The sequence below is a fragment of the Massilia soli genome, from assembly GCF_016809835.1.
GTDB lineage: Bacteria > Pseudomonadota > Gammaproteobacteria > Burkholderiales > Burkholderiaceae_D > Telluria_A > Telluria_A soli.
This window is the reverse complement of record NZ_JAFBIL020000007.1, coordinates 307,656-325,144: the sequence shown is the minus strand read 5'-3', so window position 1 is coordinate 325,144 and position 17,489 is coordinate 307,656. Positions and strand designations below refer to the sequence as shown.

At 63.8% G+C, this 17,489-nt stretch carries 16 protein-coding genes and 1 pseudogene; 12 read left to right on the top strand and 5 right to left on the bottom strand.

Going from position 1 to position 17,489, the window contains the following annotated elements; genetic code table 11:
• Positions 1–9: 9 nt before the first annotated feature.
• The 4 genes from I4X03_RS18695 to I4X03_RS18680 all read left to right on the top strand — a co-directional run bounded on the left by I4X03_RS18695 (position 10) and on the right by I4X03_RS18680 (position 4,189).
• Positions 10–1,098: a glycosyltransferase family protein gene (locus tag I4X03_RS18695; protein ID WP_223469763.1), complete on the top strand. Its 1,089-nt coding sequence runs from the start codon at positions 10–12 to the stop codon at positions 1,096–1,098.
• 18 nt (positions 1,099–1,116) lie between these two features.
• Positions 1,117–2,844, top strand: coding sequence for a lipid A export permease/ATP-binding protein MsbA (msbA, locus tag I4X03_RS18690; RefSeq protein ID WP_223469762.1), 1,728 nt, complete (start codon positions 1,117–1,119; stop codon positions 2,842–2,844).
• Positions 2,841–3,869: a lipopolysaccharide heptosyltransferase II gene (gene waaF / locus I4X03_RS18685; protein WP_223469761.1), complete on the top strand. Its 1,029-nt coding sequence runs from the start codon at positions 2,841–2,843 to the stop codon at positions 3,867–3,869. Before msbA ends, waaF begins: the two co-directional genes overlap by 4 nt.
• Before the next feature lie 89 nt (positions 3,870–3,958).
• Positions 3,959–4,189, top strand: a complete 231-nt coding sequence (locus I4X03_RS18680) for a hypothetical protein (protein ID WP_370660529.1) — start codon at positions 3,959–3,961, stop codon at positions 4,187–4,189.
• Here the strand turns inward: I4X03_RS18680 and I4X03_RS18675 are convergent.
• Positions 4,186–5,268 (bottom strand): substrate-binding domain-containing protein, encoded by a 1,083-nt coding sequence (locus tag I4X03_RS18675; protein WP_223469759.1) that lies wholly within the window; start codon positions 5,266–5,268, stop codon positions 4,186–4,188. The genes I4X03_RS18680 and I4X03_RS18675 overlap by 4 nt on opposite strands.
• 123 nt (positions 5,269–5,391) lie before the next feature.
• On the opposite strand from I4X03_RS18675, the gene I4X03_RS18670 reads away from it, so the two are divergent.
• The 8 genes from I4X03_RS18670 (at position 5,392) to I4X03_RS18635 (ending at position 15,277) form a co-directional block, all read left to right on the top strand.
• On the top strand, positions 5,392–7,035 hold the full coding sequence (locus I4X03_RS18670) for an OFA family MFS transporter (RefSeq protein WP_223469758.1): 1,644 nt from the start codon (positions 5,392–5,394) through the stop codon (positions 7,033–7,035).
• Between the two features lie 66 nt (positions 7,036–7,101).
• Positions 7,102–8,802, top strand: a complete 1,701-nt coding sequence (locus I4X03_RS18665) for an NAD(P)H-dependent oxidoreductase subunit E (RefSeq protein WP_223469757.1) — start codon at positions 7,102–7,104, stop codon at positions 8,800–8,802.
• Entirely contained in the window at positions 8,799–11,591 is a 2,793-nt protein-coding gene (gene fdhF, locus I4X03_RS18660; RefSeq protein WP_223469756.1) for a formate dehydrogenase subunit alpha, read from the top strand. Before I4X03_RS18665 ends, fdhF begins: the two co-directional genes overlap by 4 nt.
• Entirely contained in the window at positions 11,588–12,448 is an 861-nt protein-coding gene (locus I4X03_RS18655; protein ID WP_223469755.1) for a formate dehydrogenase accessory sulfurtransferase FdhD, read from the top strand. The genes fdhF and I4X03_RS18655 overlap by 4 nt, the downstream gene beginning before the upstream one ends.
• The gene (locus I4X03_RS18650) at positions 12,448–13,155 is read left to right on the top strand and encodes an ABC transporter permease (protein WP_223469754.1); all 708 of its coding nucleotides are present in this window, start codon (positions 12,448–12,450) and stop codon (positions 13,153–13,155) included. The genes I4X03_RS18655 and I4X03_RS18650 overlap by 1 nt, the downstream gene beginning before the upstream one ends.
• Positions 13,152–13,844 (top strand): energy-coupling factor ABC transporter ATP-binding protein, encoded by a 693-nt coding sequence (locus I4X03_RS18645; RefSeq protein ID WP_223469753.1) that lies wholly within the window; start codon positions 13,152–13,154, stop codon positions 13,842–13,844. The genes I4X03_RS18650 and I4X03_RS18645 overlap by 4 nt, the downstream gene beginning before the upstream one ends.
• Before the next feature lie 104 nt (positions 13,845–13,948).
• Positions 13,949–14,758, top strand: coding sequence for an ABC transporter substrate-binding protein (locus tag I4X03_RS18640; RefSeq protein WP_223469752.1), 810 nt, complete (start codon positions 13,949–13,951; stop codon positions 14,756–14,758).
• Positions 14,759–14,881: 123 nt separating this feature from the next.
• Positions 14,882–15,277: a response regulator transcription factor gene (locus I4X03_RS18635; RefSeq protein WP_223469751.1), complete on the top strand. Its 396-nt coding sequence runs from the start codon at positions 14,882–14,884 to the stop codon at positions 15,275–15,277.
• On the opposite strand, the pseudogene I4X03_RS18630 reads toward I4X03_RS18635, so the two are convergent.
• The 4 genes and pseudogenes from I4X03_RS18630 to I4X03_RS18615 all read right to left on the bottom strand — a co-directional run bounded on the left by I4X03_RS18630 (position 15,272) and on the right by I4X03_RS18615 (position 17,436).
• Positions 15,272–15,955: pseudogene (locus tag I4X03_RS18630) on the bottom strand (type 1 glutamine amidotransferase domain-containing protein). The gene I4X03_RS18635 and the pseudogene I4X03_RS18630 overlap by 6 nt on opposite strands.
• A gap of 30 nt (positions 15,956–15,985) precedes the next feature.
• Complete coding sequence (locus I4X03_RS18625) at positions 15,986–16,354, bottom strand: hypothetical protein (RefSeq protein WP_223469750.1); 369 nt, start codon at positions 16,352–16,354, stop codon at positions 15,986–15,988.
• A 13-nt stretch (positions 16,355–16,367) separates the two neighbouring features.
• The gene (locus I4X03_RS18620; protein WP_223469749.1) at positions 16,368–17,015 is read right to left on the bottom strand and encodes a ribonuclease T2 family protein; all 648 of its coding nucleotides are present in this window, start codon (positions 17,013–17,015) and stop codon (positions 16,368–16,370) included.
• Positions 17,016–17,019: 4 nt separating this feature from the next.
• The gene (locus I4X03_RS18615; protein ID WP_223469748.1) at positions 17,020–17,436 is read right to left on the bottom strand and encodes a hypothetical protein; all 417 of its coding nucleotides are present in this window, start codon (positions 17,434–17,436) and stop codon (positions 17,020–17,022) included.
• Between the last annotated feature and the right edge of the window lie 53 nt (positions 17,437–17,489).

Genomic DNA, 17,489 nt, shown 5'->3' with positions numbered 1-17,489 from the left:
TACTTGGACATGCCAAATACGATCAATGTAGTCGAGCCAACCCTGACCACCGCAGCGGGACACTGCTATAGTTTCATCACCGCGCTGTGCCGGATGGGCGACGATTCGCGCACGCTGCGCCTGTGGGCCAGCCGCAAGGTCGAGGTGACGTTCAGCGGTAACAACGTCGAAGTCAGGAAAACCTTCTTCCGCCGCATCCGCAAGGTACAAAGCTATTTCGTCTACAAGTCGCTGCTGGGCACCCCGGGTAAATTGTTCATCTCGACCGCGCGTTATGCCGACCTGCTGATGGTCGACTGGGCAGCGCGCGGCACCGTGATCCCGCCCAAGAAAGTCTTTTTGTATGTGCACTGGTTTAACGCCAGCGACAGCAAAATGGGACAGCTCAAATCGATCGCGCGCAGGCAGCCCAACCTCGAAATCTACGGCCCGACGGCGTCGGTGATCAAGGTGTTCGAGGAAGCCGGCTTCGCCAACGCGCGCGTGGTGCCGTATCCGATTTCAAAGCCATGGATCGCCGCCGCCGCGCAGGCGCAGCCGTTTCGCCATGTGCTGTTCGCTGGCGCGGCGCGCGCCGACAAGGGCTTCTCGCATGTCGTCGACCTGGTCGAGCAGATGCACAAGGACGGCGTCCGCATACCCGTTGTGCTGCAGACGTCGCCCGAGCAGGCCGGAAAATACGACCCGGCCATCCGCGCCGACCTGAAACGCTTGTCCGAGATCGGCTATCCGCACCTGCGCATCCACGGCGAGACGCTGTCGCCCGAACAGTACGCGGACTTGTTCCGCGGCGCCATCTGCCTGCAGCTATATGACGCGGCCGCATTCGCCGACCGCATCAGCGGCGTGACCCTCGACGCGTTCTCGCACGGCAGCCCGGTGATTTCAACGCCCGGTTCCTGGATTGCGCGTATGGTGGACCGCTTTGGCGCCGGCACCACAGTCGCCGATACATCCGCCGCGACGGTCCTGCTCGCGGTGCAGCAGCAGATCGCCGGCTACACCAGCTATGCGCAGCACGCCGTCGCCGCGGGCGCCGTACTGCAGGAAGAGAACAGCGCGCAGACCTTGTTTGACTTACTGACTACACGCGCTTGACGCAGGCATGAAGAATAAATGAATAACCAGACAGTGGCCTCGCGCCTGTTTAACCTCGTAAAGCCGTACCGCGCGCGCGCATTGCTGTCGCTGGTGGCGATGGCCGGCACCGCGGCCACCCAGCCGATGCTGGGCAAGGCGCTTGAACTTTTGCTCGACAAGGGCTTCGGTCCAAACAAGGTCGAATTCAGCCTGTGGCTGATCCCGGCCATCCTGATGACCATCTTCATCATGCGCGGCGTGTTCACGTTTTCGACCGCCTACCTGAACAACTGGATCATGAGCCGCGTGCTCAACGACCTGCGCCGCATGGTGTTCGACAAGCTGCTGCGCCTTCCGGTCGCGCGCTTTCACGAGGAATCGACCGGCAAGGTGATCAACACCGTCATCGGCGATGTGCGCCAGGTGGTCGACATGATCAACTCCGTGTTCCTCGCCTTCGTGCGCGATTCGCTGGTGATCATCGGCCTGTTGGTGGGGCTGCTGTACCTGAACTGGAAGCTGACCCTGATTGCGCTGGTGGTGATTCCGCTGACCGCGCTGATCGTGCGCACCACCACCAAACGCCTGCGCCGCCTGAACCGCGAAAACCAGCGCGTCACGGCTGAAATGACGCAGGTGGTGGAAGAGGCCGCGCGCGGCCACCAGGTCATCCGCGTGTTCTCGGGCGAGCGCTACGAGAGGCGCCGCTTCGAAGAGCGCAGCACCGCGCTGCGCGGCTTCACCCAGCGCGCCACCGTGGCCGCCGCCGCGACCGTGCCGATCACCCAGGTCGCCACCGCGCTGGCGGTGTCGATCGTGATCGTGATGGCGATCCGCTCGGACATGACGGTCGGCGAATTCACCAACTTCATCACCCTGATGCTGATGCTGCTGCAGCCGCTCAAGGCGCTGGTGGAAGTCAACGGCCCAATGCAGCGCGGCATGGCCGCCGCCGAAACCGTGTTCGGCATGATCGATTCCCCGGTCGAAGCGGACACCGGCACCAAGGTGCTGGGCCGCGCAAAGGGACACCTGAAGCTGGAAAACGTCTCGTTCCGCTATTCCGAGCAAAACCCGCTGGCGCTGGATAACGTCAATCTTGAGATCCTGCCGGGGCAGACGGTGGCGCTGGTGGGCGTGTCGGGCGGCGGCAAGTCGACCTTCGTCAACCTGGTCACGCGCTTCTACGCACCCAACGCGGGCCGCATCACGCTTGACGGCGTGCCCTACGACGAGATCGCGCTGGCCAGCCTGCGCGAGCAGCTGGCGATGGTAAGCCAGAACGTGGTGCTGTTCGACGACACGCTTGGCGCCAACATCGCCTACGGCGTCGAGACGGTCGACCATGAGCGGCTGGCCGCGGCGATCAAGGCCGCCCACCTGCTTGACGTCGTGGCGGCGCTGCCGGAAGGCGTCAACACCCAGATCGGCGAGAACGGCATGCGCCTGTCCGGCGGGCAGCGCCAGCGTGTGGCGATTGCGCGCGCGATCTACAAGGACGCACCGATCCTGATCCTCGATGAAGCCACGTCCGCGCTAGATAACGAATCCGAGCGCGCCGTGCAGGCCGCGCTGGATACCTTGATGTCCGGCCGCACCACGCTGGTGATTGCGCACCGCCTGTCGACGGTCGAGCGGGCCGACCGGATTGTCGTGATGGAGCAGGGCCGCGTGATCGAAGCGGGCCGCCACGACGAGCTGCTGGCCGCCAACGGCATGTACGCCAACCTGTACCGCCTGCAGTTCACCAAGGCCGACGAATGAGCAAAGAACGCACCCTGATCATTTCCCCCAACTGGATCGGCGACGCCGTGATGGCGCAGCCGCTGCTTCAACTGCTCAGTAAAAGGCATCCGTCGCGGCCGATCGATGTGCTGGCGCCGCCGTCGGTGGCGCCGGTCTGGCGCGCCATGAAGGAAGTCGACAGCGTGCTGGTAACGCCGTTCCGCCACGGCGCGCTGCAGCTGCGCGAACGCTGGAACTACGCGCAGGTGCTGCGCGCGCGCGGCTATGCCGATGCCTACGTGCTGCCCAATACGCTCAAATACGCGCTGATCCCCTGGCTGGCTGGCATTCCACACCGCGTCGGCTACAAGGGCGAGATGCGCTACGGCCTGCTCAACCAGCTGCACCACGATGACCAGCCGCCGCGCGCGATGGTGCCGTTCTACGCCGCGCTGGCCGATGCGCCGCGCGACCGGCTGCGCGCCAACCTGCCGCGCCCCGAGCTGACGGTCAGCGGCGAGCAGGCCGGCCTGGCGCGCGGCGCGCACGGGATCGCGCTCGACAAGCCGCTGGTGGTGTTCGCGCCGGGTGCGGAATTTGGCTCCGCCAAGCGCTGGCCAACCGCGCATTTCGCGGCGCTGGCGCGCGAGATCGTCACGGAGAATCCGGGCTCGCAGGTTGCGCTGCTTGGGTCGCCGAAAGACAAGGACGTGTGCGACGAGATTGTCGCGCTGGCGCTGGCGGACTCGGTAAAGGTGATCAACCTGGCCGGGGCCACCAGGCTCGATGACGCGATCGCGCTGATTGCCGGTGCGGACGCGGTGGTATCGAACGACTCGGGGCTGCTGCATGTGGCGTCGGCGCTGAACCGGCCGGTAATTGCGATCTATGGGCCGACCGACCCGGATCACGCGCCGCCGTTTTCGGACATGGCGAAATCGATGTCGCTGCGGATCGAATGCGCGCCGTGCAGGCAGCGCGAGTGCCCGCTGGGGCATCATGCCTGCATGCGCAACCTGGCCACCGGCATGGTGTGGCGCGAGTTAAGGCAGATGGTGGGGTAAGTGTGCGGAGCCCGCATCCGCGTGCGCCACGTTGGCGCCTGCCTGTTGTACGATCAAACCTCCCGACAGAAAGGAAACTGGCGATGTACATGGTGTACTGGACGGAAGTCGACGACGGCACCGACACGCCGCATTCGCAGCCCTTCGACACCTCCGACATGATCGCGGCCATGACCTTCATGGAAGGCCTGCGCAAGCGCCAGCGCGAAGGCGAGGGCGTCTGCTTCGTCACGATGGCGTCCGAGCACCCCGACTCGGTCGGCCACCCCGGCGTCGACGTCACCGGCCCCGACTACAACTGGAAGAAGCGCCGCCGCTAACTTGCCTTCGGCGATCCGAACGCTTCATCAAGCGTCAGGATGCGGCCAGTATCGGCCGCGTCATATCCGGTCAGCTTGTCCACCACCTGGTGATACTCCGGCAGCTGCAGCACGCTGATCAACTGCTGCATCAGCGGCTCCTGCAGCGCCGCTTTCGACAGCGCGAAGAAGTAGCGCTCGCGCACCAGCGGAATGAAATCCAGGTTAAACCGCTGCGCCGCCGTGCGCACACCGATGCCCACGTCTGCCATGCCGCTGGCGATATAGGCGGCGACCGCCGAATGGGTGAACTCCGCGTTGTGGAACCCGGTGATGCTCTTGCACGAGACCCCGGCCGCATTGAGCATCAACGACAGCAGCGTGCGTGTTCCCGATCCGTTCTGGCGATTGACGAAGCGCACCTCCGGCCGCGCCAGGTCTTCAACGCCCTTGATCCCAAGCGGATTGCCGGGGGCGGCAAACAAGCCCTGGTGGCGTACCGCCACGTGGATCAGGCAGTGCTGCCTGGGGTCGAGCCAGCGCATGTACACGTCCAGCATCTCCTGCTCGAATTCGCCGGTGGGCACGTGGAAGCCGGCCAGGTCGCATTCGCCGCGCGACAACGCGGCTACGGCGTCGGTGCTGTTGCGGTAGCGAAGTTCGACCGGTAGCTCGACCTTGTTCAAGTGGACCATCAGCGCCGCTACCGCAAAGCCGTGGCTGGCATCCATGCGGATCATGTGCAGCTTTTCGGCGGTGACTTTCCCAAGCTCGCTTTCAAGTTCCGAGGCCAGGCTGTCGAGTGTCGGCGACAGGCGCGCGGTAATGCGCCGGTCCGCCCACACCAGCTTCTGCGCCAGCGGCGTGAGCTGCGTCCCGCGTCCGCGTCCGGTCGTCAGCAGGCTCTCGCCGAACAGCGTCTCGGCCTCGCGCAGCACGCCCCAGGCGTAACGGTAGGACAGCTTGACGAGCTTGGCCGCCTGCGCGATCGACCCGGTTTCCTGGATGCCCAGCAACAGCCCAAGCAGTGCGGCAGTATCGAGCGCCGGTTGCGCGCCGAAACTAATTTCCCAATGAGGGCGGATGTTTACTTTGAGCATATGCTTTAAATAGCCTATTTTTATCCCCTAACCACCATGATACCCTCCGAAAACAATAAAAGTTGTACAAGGTATATGCTATTTAAAGCATATTCGAAGTCAAAATAAAACAGGAGTGAGACAATGGCTTTTCTGGATTTTCTAGACAAGAAACACACGATTGCGGGGCCGGGTTTTAACCGCTGGCTGGTCCCGCCCGCAGCACTGGCAATTCACTTGTGCATCGGCATGGCCTACGGTTTCTCCGTATTCTGGTTGCCGCTGTCGAAAGCAATCGGCATCACCGAGTCGCTGGCCTGTTCGGCCGACATGGGCTTCATGGCGCAAGTTATGTCCAGCACCTGTGACTGGAAAATCTCGATGCTCGGCTGGATGTACACGCTGTTCTTCGTTTTCCTCGGTTTGGCTGCGTGGCTGTTCGGCGGCTGGCTTGAGCACGCAGGTCCGCGCAAGGCTGGCCTGGTGTCTGCGGTCTGCTGGTGCGGCGGCTTGGTCATTTCGGCTTTCGGTATTTACACCCACCAGATCTGGCTGATGTGGCTCGGCTCGGGCGTCATCGGCGGTATCGGCCTTGGCCTCGGTTACATCTCGCCGGTCTCGACCCTGATCAAATGGTTCCCGGACCGCCGCGGCATGGCGACCGGCATGGCCATCATGGGCTTCGGCGGCGGCGCCATGATCGGCGCCCCGCTGGCCGACAAGCTGATGAAGCACTTCGCCACCGCCACCTCGGTCGGCGTGTGGGAAACCTTCCTGGCCCTGGCCGCGATCTACTTCGTATTCATGGTTGCCGGCGCGATGACCTACCGCGTGCCTGCCACCGGCTGGAAGCCGGAAGGCTGGACCGCGCCTGCGCCGACCTCCAACACCATGATCACCCAGCGCCATGTGCACGCCAGCCGGGTCTGGGGCATTCCGCAGTTCTGGCTGATCTGGGGCGTACTGTTCCTGAACGTCTCGGCCGGTATCGGCATCCTGGGCATGGCTTCGCCACTGCTGCAGGAAGTGTTCGGCGGACGCCTGATCGGCATCGACCTCGGCTTCAATGACCTCGACGCATCGCAGAAGGGCCAGATCGCCGCGATCGCCGCCGGCTTCACCGGCTTGCTGTCGCTGTTTAACATCGGCGGCCGTTTCGCGTGGGCATCATGCTCCGACTACATCGGCCGCAAGGCAACGTACTTCATCTTCCTGATCCTCGGGTTTATACTGTACGTATCGATTCCGTCGATGGCGCACGCTGGCCAGCTGGCCCTGTTCGTCGGCTTCATCTGCATCATCCTGTCGATGTATGGCGGCGGTTTCGCGACCGTTCCGGCTTACCTGGCTGACCTGTTCGGCACCCAGATGGTAGGCGCAATCCACGGCCGCCTGCTGACTGCCTGGGCCGCGGCCGGTGTACTTGGTCCGATCCTGATCAACTACATCCGCGAGTACCAGATCGCCAACGGCGTGCCGAAGGCGCAAGCCTACGACGTGACGATGTATGTGCTGGCCGGCCTGGTCGCGGTAGGCGTGCTGCTCAATGCGATGATCCGTCCGCTGGACGAAAAGCACTTCATGACCGATGACGAACTGAAGGCCGAGAAGAAGCTGGCCCAGGAACGCGAAGTGACCGCAGCCACCGGCCCGCGCGTCGATGGCGGTGGCGGCGTGGGCGTCGGCAGCAACCCTGTCGTGACGGCGTTTGCCTGGGCGGCAGTGGGCATTCCGCTGATGCTCGGCATCTGGATCACGCTGCAAAAAGCCTCGGTACTTTTCAAGTAACCGAGACGACGGCGCGGGGCGGCCACGAGCCGTTCCGCGCTGCTGATACAACCCAGGATTTCAAACATGAACCACCCCATCATCCCGATCGCAGTGCAGGGCGCCAGCCGTGAACGCAAGCGCCAGGCCCCCAAGGGCCGCCGCGTAGAGCCGCAGGCGCTGCTTGACGTGCAGGCGCTGCTTGGCGAAGAATCGCGCCAGTCCGATCTGCTGATCGAGCACCTGCATAAAATCCAGGACCACTTCGGCTGCCTGTCGGCGCAGCACCTGGCCGCGCTGGCGCAGGAAATGCGTCTTGCGCAGACCGAGGTGTATGAGGTGGCGACTTTCTATCACCACTTTGACGTCGTCAAGGAAGGCGAGGATGCTCCCGCCGCCCTGACGGTGCGCGTGTGCGACGGCCTCTCATGCGAGATGGCAGGCGCGCGTGACCTGATCGACAGGCTCCCGGCGATTCTCGGGCGCGATGTCCGCATTGTCCCGAGCCCGTGTATCGGCCGCTGCGAGCAGGCGCCTGCCGCCCTCGTAGGCCAGCATCCGGTGCCGTTCGCGACCACCGAAACCATCGCCGCCAAAGTGGCGGCTGGCGAAACCACACATATACCCGAAGGATTCATCGACCTGGCCGCCTACCGCGCCGCGGGTGGCTATGCGCTGCTGCGCGACTGCGTCGCCGGGGTGCACGACGTTGAATCTGTTATCTCCACGATGGAGGCATCGAGCCTGCGCGGCCTGGGTGGAGCAGGCTTCCCGACCGGGCGCAAATGGCGCATCGTTCGAAGCGAGCCTGCGCCGCGCCTGATGGCTATCAATATCGACGAAGGCGAGCCCGGTACCTTCAAGGACCGCTTCTACCTCGAACGCGACCCGCACCGCTTTATCGAAGGCGCCTTGATCGCCGGCTGGGCGGTCGACGTCGAGACCATTTTCATTTACCTGCGCGACGAATACCATGGCTGCCGCGCGATGCTGGAAGCCGAGCTGGAAAAGCTGCGCGCAGATCCGCCGATGCCGGGCATGCCGAAGCTGGTGCTGCGCCGCGGCGCAGGCGCCTATATCTGCGGCGAAGAATCCGCGATGATCGAATCGATCGAAGGCAAGCGCGGCATGCCACGCCTGCGTCCGCCGTATGTGGCGCAGGTTGGCCTGTTCGGCATGCCTACGCTGGAGCACAACTTCGAGACTTTGCACTGGGTGCGCGACATCCTCGAGAAGGGGTCCGACTGGTTCGGCAGCCATGGCCGCAACGGCCGCAAGGGCTTGCGTTCGTTCTCGGTATCGGGGCGGGTCAAGGAGCCCGGCGTCAAGCTGGCGCCAGCCGGCATCACGATCCAGGAACTGATCGACGAACACTGCGGCGGCATGCTCGATGGCCAGCAGTTCTACGGCTACCTGCCGGGCGGCGCGTCGGGCGGCATCCTGCCTGCCTCGCTGAACAAGATCCCGCTCGACTTCGACACCTTGCAGCAATACGGCTGCTTTATCGGCTCGGCCGCGGTAGTGGTGCTGTCGGACCGCGACACTGCGACGTCGGCCGCCATCAACACCATGAAGTTCTTCAAGCACGAGTCGTGCGGCCAGTGCACACCATGCCGCGTCGGCACCGCCAAGGCACTCGACCTGATCCAGCAGCCGGTCTGGAACGTGGCGCTGCTCGACGAGCTGTCGCACGTGATGCGCGACGCCTCGATCTGTGGCCTGGGACAAGCCGCGCCCAATCCGATCGACTGTGTCGTCCAATACTTCCCCCATGAGCTGACAACATGAACGTGACCGCCCTCAAGTTCGAAATCAACGGCCGCGAAGTCGACGCGTTTCCTAACGAAACGCTGATTGCGGTGGCCGACCGCGAAGGCATCGACATTCCGCGCCTGTGCTACAAGCCTGGCATGGAAGAAGTCGGCAACTGCCGTTCCTGCATGGTCGAAATCGACGGCGAGCGCGTGCTGGCGCCATCGTGCTGCCGCTACCCGACCGCCGGCATGAAGGTCCGCACTGACAGCACCCGGGCAGTAGCGGCCCAGAAGATGGTGCTCGAACTGCTGATGTCGGACATGCCGGAGACGGAATACACGCGCCACAACGAGCTCGATTTCTGGGCCGGCAAAATGGCGCTTGGCCGCCCGCGCTTTGCCGCGCGCGCGCAGGTAGCGCGCGACGCTTCGCACGCCGCCATCACGGTCAACCTCGACGCCTGCATCCAGTGCACCCGCTGCGTACGCGCCTGCCGCGACGAACAGGTGAACGACGTGATCGGCTTCGCCTTCCGCGGCGAGTCGAGCAAGATCGTCTTCGACATGGATGACCCGATGGGTAACTCCACCTGCGTGGCCTGCGGCGAATGCGTGCAGGCCTGCCCGACCGGCGCGCTGATGCCGGCGCGCGACGCCGCGCTGGCGGTCCCGGACAAGAAAGTCGACTCGGTTTGCCCGTACTGCGGCGTGGGCTGCCAGCTGACATATAACGTCAAGGACAACAAGATTCTGTTCGTCGAAGGACGCGATGGCCCGGCCAACCACGGCCGTTTGTGCGTCAAGGGCCGCTACGGCTTCGACTACGCGCACCACCCGCACCGCCTGACCAAGCCGCTGATCCGCCGCGCGGGCGTGCCGAAGACCGGCGACTTCACGATGGACCCGGACCGCGTGATGGACGTGTTCCGCGAGGCGACCTGGGAAGAGGCGCTGGAAGCCGCCGGCGGCAAGCTGGCGCAGATCCGCGACACCTTCGGCAAGCGCTCGCTTGCCGGCTTCGGCTCGGCCAAGGGCAGCAATGAAGAAGCCTACCTGTTCCAGAAGCTGGTTCGCACCGGCTTCGGCAGCAACAATGTCGACCACTGCACGCGGCTGTGCCACGCATCGTCGGTAGCGGCGCTGCTGGAAGGGATCGGATCCGGGGCGGTATCGAATCCGGTCATGGACGTCACGCTCGCCGACGTGGTGATCGTCATCGGCGCCAACCCGACGGTGAACCATCCCGTGGCAGCGACCTGGATCAAGAACGCCATCAAGAACGGCACCAAGCTGGTGGTGTGCGACCCGCGCAAATCCGACCTGGCGCGCAGTGCCCACCGCTACCTGCAGTTCAAGCCTGACACCGACGTGGCACTGCTGAACGCCATGATGCACGTGATCGTCACTGAAGGCCTGGTCGACAAGGACTTCATCGCCAGCCGCACGATTGGCTACGCCGAGCTGGAACAGAACGTCGCGGGCTACAGCCCCGAACTGATGGCGCCGATCTGCGGCATCGACGCGGAGACCATCCGCTACGTGGCGCGCCTGTACGCGACCTCGAAAGGCTCGATGATCTTGTGGGGAATGGGCATCTCGCAGCACGTCCACGGCACCGACAACGCGCGCTGCCTGATCGCGCTGGCGCTGATGACCGGCCAGATCGGCCGTCCAGGCACCGGCCTGCATCCGCTGCGTGGCCAGAACAACGTGCAGGGCGCGTCCGACGCTGGCCTGATCCCGATGATGTTCCCTGACTACCAGCGGGTCGACAACGCAGCGGCGCATGCCAAGTTTGAAAAGGCATGGGGCGCGACGCTGGACGACAAGCCGGGCCTGACAGTGGTTGAGATCATGCACGCGATCTTGCGCAAGGAAGTGCGCGGCATGTACATCATGGGCGAGAACCCGGCCATGTCCGACCCCGACGCCAACCATGCGCGCGAGTCGCTTGCGGCGCTCGACCACCTGGTCGTGCAGGACATCTTCCTGACCGAGACCTGCTACCTGGCCGACGTGATCCTGCCAGCATCGGCGTTCCCGGAAAAGACCGGCAGCTTCACCAACACCGACCGCCTTGTGCAGATCGGCCGCCAGGCCATCCAGCCGCCGGGCGACGCGAAGCAGGATTTGTGGATCATCCAGCAGATGGCGCAGAAGCTTGGCCTCGACTGGCAGTACACCCACGTGTCGGAAGTGTTCGATGAGATGCGCCACACGATGCCTAGCATCGGCGGCATCACGTGGGAGCGCCTGGAGCGCGAGCACGCGGTCACCTATCCATGCATGGCGGAGGGCGACCCTGGCCAGCCGGTGGTGTTTACCGAAGTGTTCCCGCGCGACTCCGGCCGCGCGCGCTTCGTACCGGCCGATATCATCCCGGCCAACGAGCGGCCCGACGCCGAGTACCCGATGGTGCTGATCACCGGCCGCCAGCTGGAGCATTGGCACACCGGCAGCATGACGCGCCGCGCCACGGTACTCGACGCGATCGAGCCGGACCCGGTCGCGCTGGTTCATCCGCTCGACCTGTCGGCCATGGGCGGCCAGCCGGGCGATGTGATCACCATCGAATCGCGGCGCGGCAAGGTGACGCTGTATGCGCGGGCCGACGACAGCTCGCCGCGCGGCGCGATCTTTGTACCGTTCTGCTACTACGAGGCAGCCATCAACAGGCTGACCAACGCGGCGCTAGATCCGTACGGAAAGATTCCTGAGTTCAAGTACTGCGCGATTCGTGTCGCGCTGGGCGGGCAGGTCGAGGCCCAGGGTTCGTACGGTGGGGGACAGATACTGGAAGACATGGCACAATCACCAGCATGACAAATTCGCCATTCCGGTACAGGCCGCAACTGTCGGAAGCCGCTGCCAGCCTCACGCATGACGTCGAGGTGGTGGACGAGCGCGGGCGCCGTTCGCTGATTGCGATTCCCGCCGAACGCCCGCTGACCGTGTATGTCGACAAGCGCGAGCTGGTGACCCTGATGACCCTGGGAGGCGCGCCGGAAGCGCTGACCCTTGGCTACCTGCGCAACCAGCGCCTGGTCAAATCGATCGAGGACATCGTTTCGGTGCAGGTTGACTGGGCGGTTGATGCGGTAGCGGTCGTGACGCGCAACGGCATCGCCGATGTCGAAGAGCGCACCTCGAAGAAGGTGGTCACCACCGGCTGCGGCCAGGGCTCGGTGTTCGGCGGCCTGATGGACGACATCGAACAGATCTCGCTGCCGCCCGATGCGCGCCTGCGCCAGTCGACCATCTACCGCATCGTCGAGACCATCCGCACGCAGCAATCGATCTACAAGCAGGCAGGATCGGTGCACGGCTGCGCGCTGTTCGACAAGGACGGCGAGCTGCTGCACTTCGTCGAAGACGTGGGCCGCCACAACGCGGTCGATGCCATCGCCGGCAGGATGTGGCTCGAACAGCTCGAAGGCGGCGACAAGGTGTTCTACACGACCGGTCGCCTGACCTCCGAGATGGTCATCAAGGGGGCGCAGATGGGAATTCCCTTCCTGCTTTCGCGCTCGGGCACGACCCAGATGGGCCACATGGTGGCCGGCAAGGTCGGCATGACGCTGCTGGCGCGCTGCACCGGCAAGCATTTCCTCTTACTGACGGGGCACGACAAGATCGATTTCGAGCCGCAACTGCTCGAGGTAGCGCCCCGCATCGCCTGATGTCGCTCGCCGACGCAACCGCTGCCGCATTCGGGCTGCTCGTATCGGGCGACGCGGTGCTGTGGCAGATCATCTGGGTGTCCGTGAAGACCAGTGTGGTCGGGCTGTTGTTCGCCACGCCGGTGGCAGTGCTGATCGGGTACGGCATCGCCAGCTATCGCTTTCCCGGGCGGCGCATTGCGATCTGGCTGGCGCAGGCCGCGCTGTCGCTGCCGACGGTGCTGATCGGGCTCCTTCTCTACTTGCTGCTGTCGCGCCAGGGACCGTGGGGCGCGTTGCAGTGGCTGTTTACACAGCCCGGCATCATTCTCGGCCAGTTCATCATCGCGATGCCGGTGCTGGTCGCCTTTACGCTCGCTGCAGTGCAGGCAGCCGACCCGCGCTTTGCCGAAACGGCGATTGCGCATGGCGCCTCGCCGTGGCGCGTGATGGCGACGGTGCTGCACGAAGTGCGCTTCGGTGTGATGGCCGCGGTGATCAGCGGTTTTGGCCGCGTGATTTCGGAGGTTGGCTGCGCGCTGATGGTCGGCGGGAACATCGCCGGCGAGACGCGCACCATCACCACCGCCATCGCGCTGGAAACCAGCAAGGGCGAGTTCGCCCAGGGGATTGCGCTGGGCATTGTGCTGGTGTCGATTGCGCTGCTGATGAACGGTGCACTGATGCTGCTGCAGGGCGACGCGCATACCGCGAGGGGAAGGGCATGAGCGCCCTGATCCGCATCGAACGCCTGCGCAAACGCTTTGGCGAGCGGCTGCAGTTCGACATCGAGCAGCTTGCGCTCGACACCGGCCGGGCCTACGTGCTGACGGGCGTGAACGGCGCGGGCAAGAGCACCTTGCTGCGAATACTGGCCGGTCTTGAACCCGCCGAGGCGCACGGCGTGTTGTTTGAATCGCAGGCGACGACGCTGTCGCCGTACCCGGCCGCGATGCGCGCGGCGGTGGTGTACGTCCACCAGCATCCGGTGATGTTCTCGACCAGCGTGGCGGCGAACATCGGATACGGCCTGGTGGCGCGCGGCATGCCGAAGGCGCAGGTGACGCGGCTGGTGGACGAGGCGATGGCGTGGGCCGGCGTGGCACATCTGCGCGACAGCGACCCATCGCGTCTGTCGGGCGGCGAGAAGCAGCGCATTGCGCTCGCGCGTGCGCGGGTGCTGGAGCCGAAGCTGCTGCTGCTGGACGAGCCGACGGCGAACCTGGACGGCGCGGCGCGCGAGCAGGTGCTGGCGTTGATACCGCAGCTGGTCAAGGAAGGCACGAGCGTTGTGATGGCGTGCCATGACCGCGACCTGATCGGGTTGCCCGGAGTAGGGCGCCTGAAGCTACGCGACGGCAAGCTTGAGCGGCGCAATGCGGATAGTGACGGACCGTCGATTGCGCTGGTAACCTAACCCCTCCGTCGTCCCCGCGCAGGCGGGAATCCATCGTTCGTCGGCTTTGCCAGCGCGCCATGGGTTCCCGCTTTCGCGGGAACGACGGGTTGGAGATAACGAAGATGAACTTCAGTGCCCTGATTATCCTTGCGTCGCTTGCCTTCGCGCCCCTCGCCAACGCCCAGCAAGTGATCCGCCTGTCGACCACCACCAGCACGGAAAGCTCCGGCCTTCTTGCCCACCTGCTGCCGGCCTTTGAAGCGAAGACCAACACCAAGGTCCACGTCATTTCAGTCGGCACCGGCAAGGCGCTTGAGCTGGCAAAGAATGGCGACGTCGACGTCACCCTCGTCCATGCGCGCGCAGCGGAGGACAAGTTCGTCGCCGACGGCTACGGCATCGACCGCCGCGACGTGATGTACAACGACTTCATCGTGGCCGGGCCGGTCGCCGATCCAGCGCGGGTCAAGGGTGGCAAGGACGTCATCGCGGCCTTCAAATCCATCGCGGCAAGCGGTGCGAAATTCATCTCGCGCGGCGACAATTCCGGTACCGACGTGATGGAGAAATCGTACTGGAAGCAGGCCGGCACGCAACCGGCGCCGGGCAGATATATCTCCGCGGGCCTGGGCATGGGCGAGGTGCTGACGATGGCCGCTGAACTGCAGGCCTATACGCTGACCGACCGCGCCACCTACGCCACCTACAAGGCCAGGACCGGGCTTGCCGTGCTGGTCGAGGGCGACACCCGGATGCATAATCCCTACGGCGTCATTGCGGTCAATCCCGCACGCCATCCGGGCGTGAACTACAAGGGCGCCAAGGCGCTGATCGACTGGCTTACCTCGGCGGAGGGGCAGCAGCGAATTGTGACATTCCGTCCTGCCGGGCAGCAGTTGTTCCATGCTTCAGCGAGAGTGACGACCAACTAGCTACTACTGAGTATCGCTAAGCATTTACGCGGTGTTGCAAGGCGCAAGTCAGGCAGGAAAAATTTGTTAAATATTCCCTGTTCGCGCCTATACTTGGTGGACATTCACCTGCCGGATCCTGCGATGACGTCACCCGATCCACTCGCCTACGTACTCGTCATCGAAGACGATGAACACATCAGCAGCCTGCTCAGGCTATTGTTAAAGCGCCAGGGCTACAGGGTACAAATCTGCCGTGACGGACGCGATGCCGGCGTCGTCATCGATACCGCCGACGTGCCCCCTGCGTTGATACTGCTTGATGTGATGCTGCCGTATGTCGGCGGCTTCGAGCTGGTGCACGTGATCCGCGCGCGCGCCGACTGGGACGCGGTGCCGATCGTGATGCTCACCGCACAGTCGACCGAATCTGACATCGTGCGCGCGCTCGACAAAGGCGCCAACGACTACATCATCAAGCCGTTCCAGCCGAATGATCTGATGGCGCGCCTGGGCCGCTTCCTGGAAATTACCTTATGACTTTCCCAGCAGCCGCAGCACTTCGCGCGCGGCCGGCTCTGACGAGGCCGGGTGTTGACCTGTCACCAGGCGGCCTTCGGTAACCACATACGGTGCCCAGTCGGGCCCCTTGCTGTAGTGGCCACCGTGCTTCAGTAGCGCATCTTCGAGCACGAAGGGCACGATGTTGGTCAGCTGAACGCCTTCCTCCTCGCTATTGGTGAAGCCGGTAAACGCGCTTGTCACGCACCAGCGGCCGGCCGTCGGGGGCATTGGCGTTCAGCAGGGCGGCTGGCGCGTGGCAGACCGCGGCAACAATCTTGCCTCCCGCGTACATGGTTTCAATCAATGCGATCGAGCGCTGGTCAGTGGCCAGGTCCCACAAAGGACCGTGGCCGCCCGGATAGAACACAGCGTCAAAATCTTGATCGGAAATGTTGTCGAGTGGCGTGGTGGTTGCCAGCGCCGCCTGCGCATCCTTGTCGGACTTGAAGCGTTTGGTCGCCTCGGTCTGCGCATCGGGCTCATCGCTCTTGGGATCGAGCGGCGGCTGCCCGCCCCTGGGGGAGGCCAGCGTGATCTTCGCCCCCGCGTCCTTGAAAACGTAATAGGGCGCGGCGAATTCTTCCAGCCAGAAACCCGTTTTCTTTCCGGTATCACCGAGCTAGTCGTGTGACGTCGCACCATCAGGATATGCATGTCGTACTCCCATGTTCGCGAATGGTGGGCTTACTCTGAAACGGGCGGAACGCCGGTCCTGTTGGCGGCGCGAAATTTCTGCGTCAGGATGAATCCAAGAAAATTTGTTCCGACCCAAACCAGCACGAATGGGAAGAGGATCAGCGCAAAACCGTAGCTGGTCAGTACCATCGGCAGCAGAATCAAACAGCCAACGACGAAGTTTGTGCCGACGAAAGCGGCTGGATGGCGTTGAACCCAGCTGCACCAGCCGGCGACGAAACCGAGCGCTATCCCCATCCCGGCAAGGCTGAAGCGGCCACTGATGAGCGAAGCGCGTCCGAGAAACGCTTGATAGCTCGTCACAAGGATCGTCATGCTGACGATGAAGGTGATAGCGACGACGGCAAATGCGCGCATGGTGACCCTTGCGTTAGCGTACGTTCTGGATCAAGAAGGTCTCTTGCCGGCAGCTGCTGTACGACCGTTTGACCTGGCCTTCGCTGCAACTGCGCGACGTCCCGCGTTTGTCGTAGCAAACATGGACTTCACGCAAGAAGCGACCGCCGGCGGCGCAGAACGGCAACACCGAATATTGCTGCATCCTTGGATTGGCGGCCTTGAAGGCCTGGACGAATTCGCCGTACGATACGCGAAGCGGTGCGGAAGGCTGCTGGAATGGACGCGGGATCGCAACCTGGTTCTTCAACTTGCCCGAAAGCGTGAAGTAGGCGGCCGGGTCGAGGCCGGAACAGGTGCCGTGCTTTTTCCACTCATGCTCGGCCAATCGCGCCGAGGGAAACAGCGCGCTGTATTGGTTGCGCACTTGCGGCGACAATTTTTCGGTCGAGCAGCTTTCGGGATAGCCGCGTTCGTACTGCGGCCACAGGCCGTGCAGTACAAAGCCAAGCCGGCGGCCAACGGCGCACTGATCGGGGTCGTTGCGGGTGGCGCAGTACGATGGCGACCAGCTGAGCGCGACGGCGTAATAATCGAAGCGCCCAGGTTCGCCACCAGGGCGCTTGGCTTGAGACGCGCCGCACATGGTGGCGAGCGCTATAAGGAGGATTGGCCGTAGCATGATTTCAGGAGTTCTTGATAAATTGAATGCCCCAGGTGCCTGCTGCGACGAACGTCATCGTCCACACCACGATCCCGGCAGTCAGTGCCAATAGCGTCTTCCCTCGCGGCATACCGATGCTGGTGGCTAATGCCGCAGTGAGTGTCGATCCGAGCACGAGCGGCCCCAGAAGTCCGACGGCCCAAACGCCGTTTTTCACCAGCCACCCGGCGGCGCCGGTTTGGCCAAAATCCTTGCGGTACTGAATGATGATTTTGTACAGGGCGTTACCGGACAGCAGTGCGATACTTGCTCCGGCGAACGCGCCCGCGATCACGCAAACGGCGAGGGGGACAGCCGTCATGCCGAATTTGAGGCCCAGCGGAATCGCCGCCCAAAGCTCAACGGCTGCCAGTAAGAAAACCGCGAGGTAATCGCTCATCTTGATTTCCAAAGAAAATTGAATGATAACTCTTCCTTGGAGTGTCAATTCGC

Coding starts and splice junctions, on each gene's coding strand:
- I4X03_RS18695 (WP_223469763.1), top strand. CDS start 10: ATGCCAAATACGATCAATGTAGTCGAGCCAACCCTGACCACCGCAGCG.
- msbA (WP_223469762.1), top strand. CDS start 1,117: ATGAATAACCAGACAGTGGCCTCGCGCCTGTTTAACCTCGTAAAGCCG.
- waaF (WP_223469761.1), top strand. CDS start 2,841: ATGAGCAAAGAACGCACCCTGATCATTTCCCCCAACTGGATCGGCGAC.
- I4X03_RS18680 (WP_370660529.1), top strand. CDS start 3,959: ATGGTGTACTGGACGGAAGTCGACGACGGCACCGACACGCCGCATTCG.
- I4X03_RS18675 (WP_223469759.1), bottom strand. CDS start 5,268: ATGCTCAAAGTAAACATCCGCCCTCATTGGGAAATTAGTTTCGGCGCG.
- I4X03_RS18670 (WP_223469758.1), top strand. CDS start 5,392: ATGGCTTTTCTGGATTTTCTAGACAAGAAACACACGATTGCGGGGCCG.
- I4X03_RS18665 (WP_223469757.1), top strand. CDS start 7,102: ATGAACCACCCCATCATCCCGATCGCAGTGCAGGGCGCCAGCCGTGAA.
- fdhF (WP_223469756.1), top strand. CDS start 8,799: ATGAACGTGACCGCCCTCAAGTTCGAAATCAACGGCCGCGAAGTCGAC.
- I4X03_RS18655 (WP_223469755.1), top strand. CDS start 11,588: ATGACAAATTCGCCATTCCGGTACAGGCCGCAACTGTCGGAAGCCGCT.
- I4X03_RS18650 (WP_223469754.1), top strand. CDS start 12,448: ATGTCGCTCGCCGACGCAACCGCTGCCGCATTCGGGCTGCTCGTATCG.
- I4X03_RS18645 (WP_223469753.1), top strand. CDS start 13,152: ATGAGCGCCCTGATCCGCATCGAACGCCTGCGCAAACGCTTTGGCGAG.
- I4X03_RS18640 (WP_223469752.1), top strand. CDS start 13,949: ATGAACTTCAGTGCCCTGATTATCCTTGCGTCGCTTGCCTTCGCGCCC.
- I4X03_RS18635 (WP_223469751.1), top strand. CDS start 14,882: ATGACGTCACCCGATCCACTCGCCTACGTACTCGTCATCGAAGACGAT.
- I4X03_RS18625 (WP_223469750.1), bottom strand. CDS start 16,354: ATGCGCGCATTTGCCGTCGTCGCTATCACCTTCATCGTCAGCATGACG.
- I4X03_RS18620 (WP_223469749.1), bottom strand. CDS start 17,015: ATGCTACGGCCAATCCTCCTTATAGCGCTCGCCACCATGTGCGGCGCG.
- I4X03_RS18615 (WP_223469748.1), bottom strand. CDS start 17,436: ATGAGCGATTACCTCGCGGTTTTCTTACTGGCAGCCGTTGAGCTTTGG.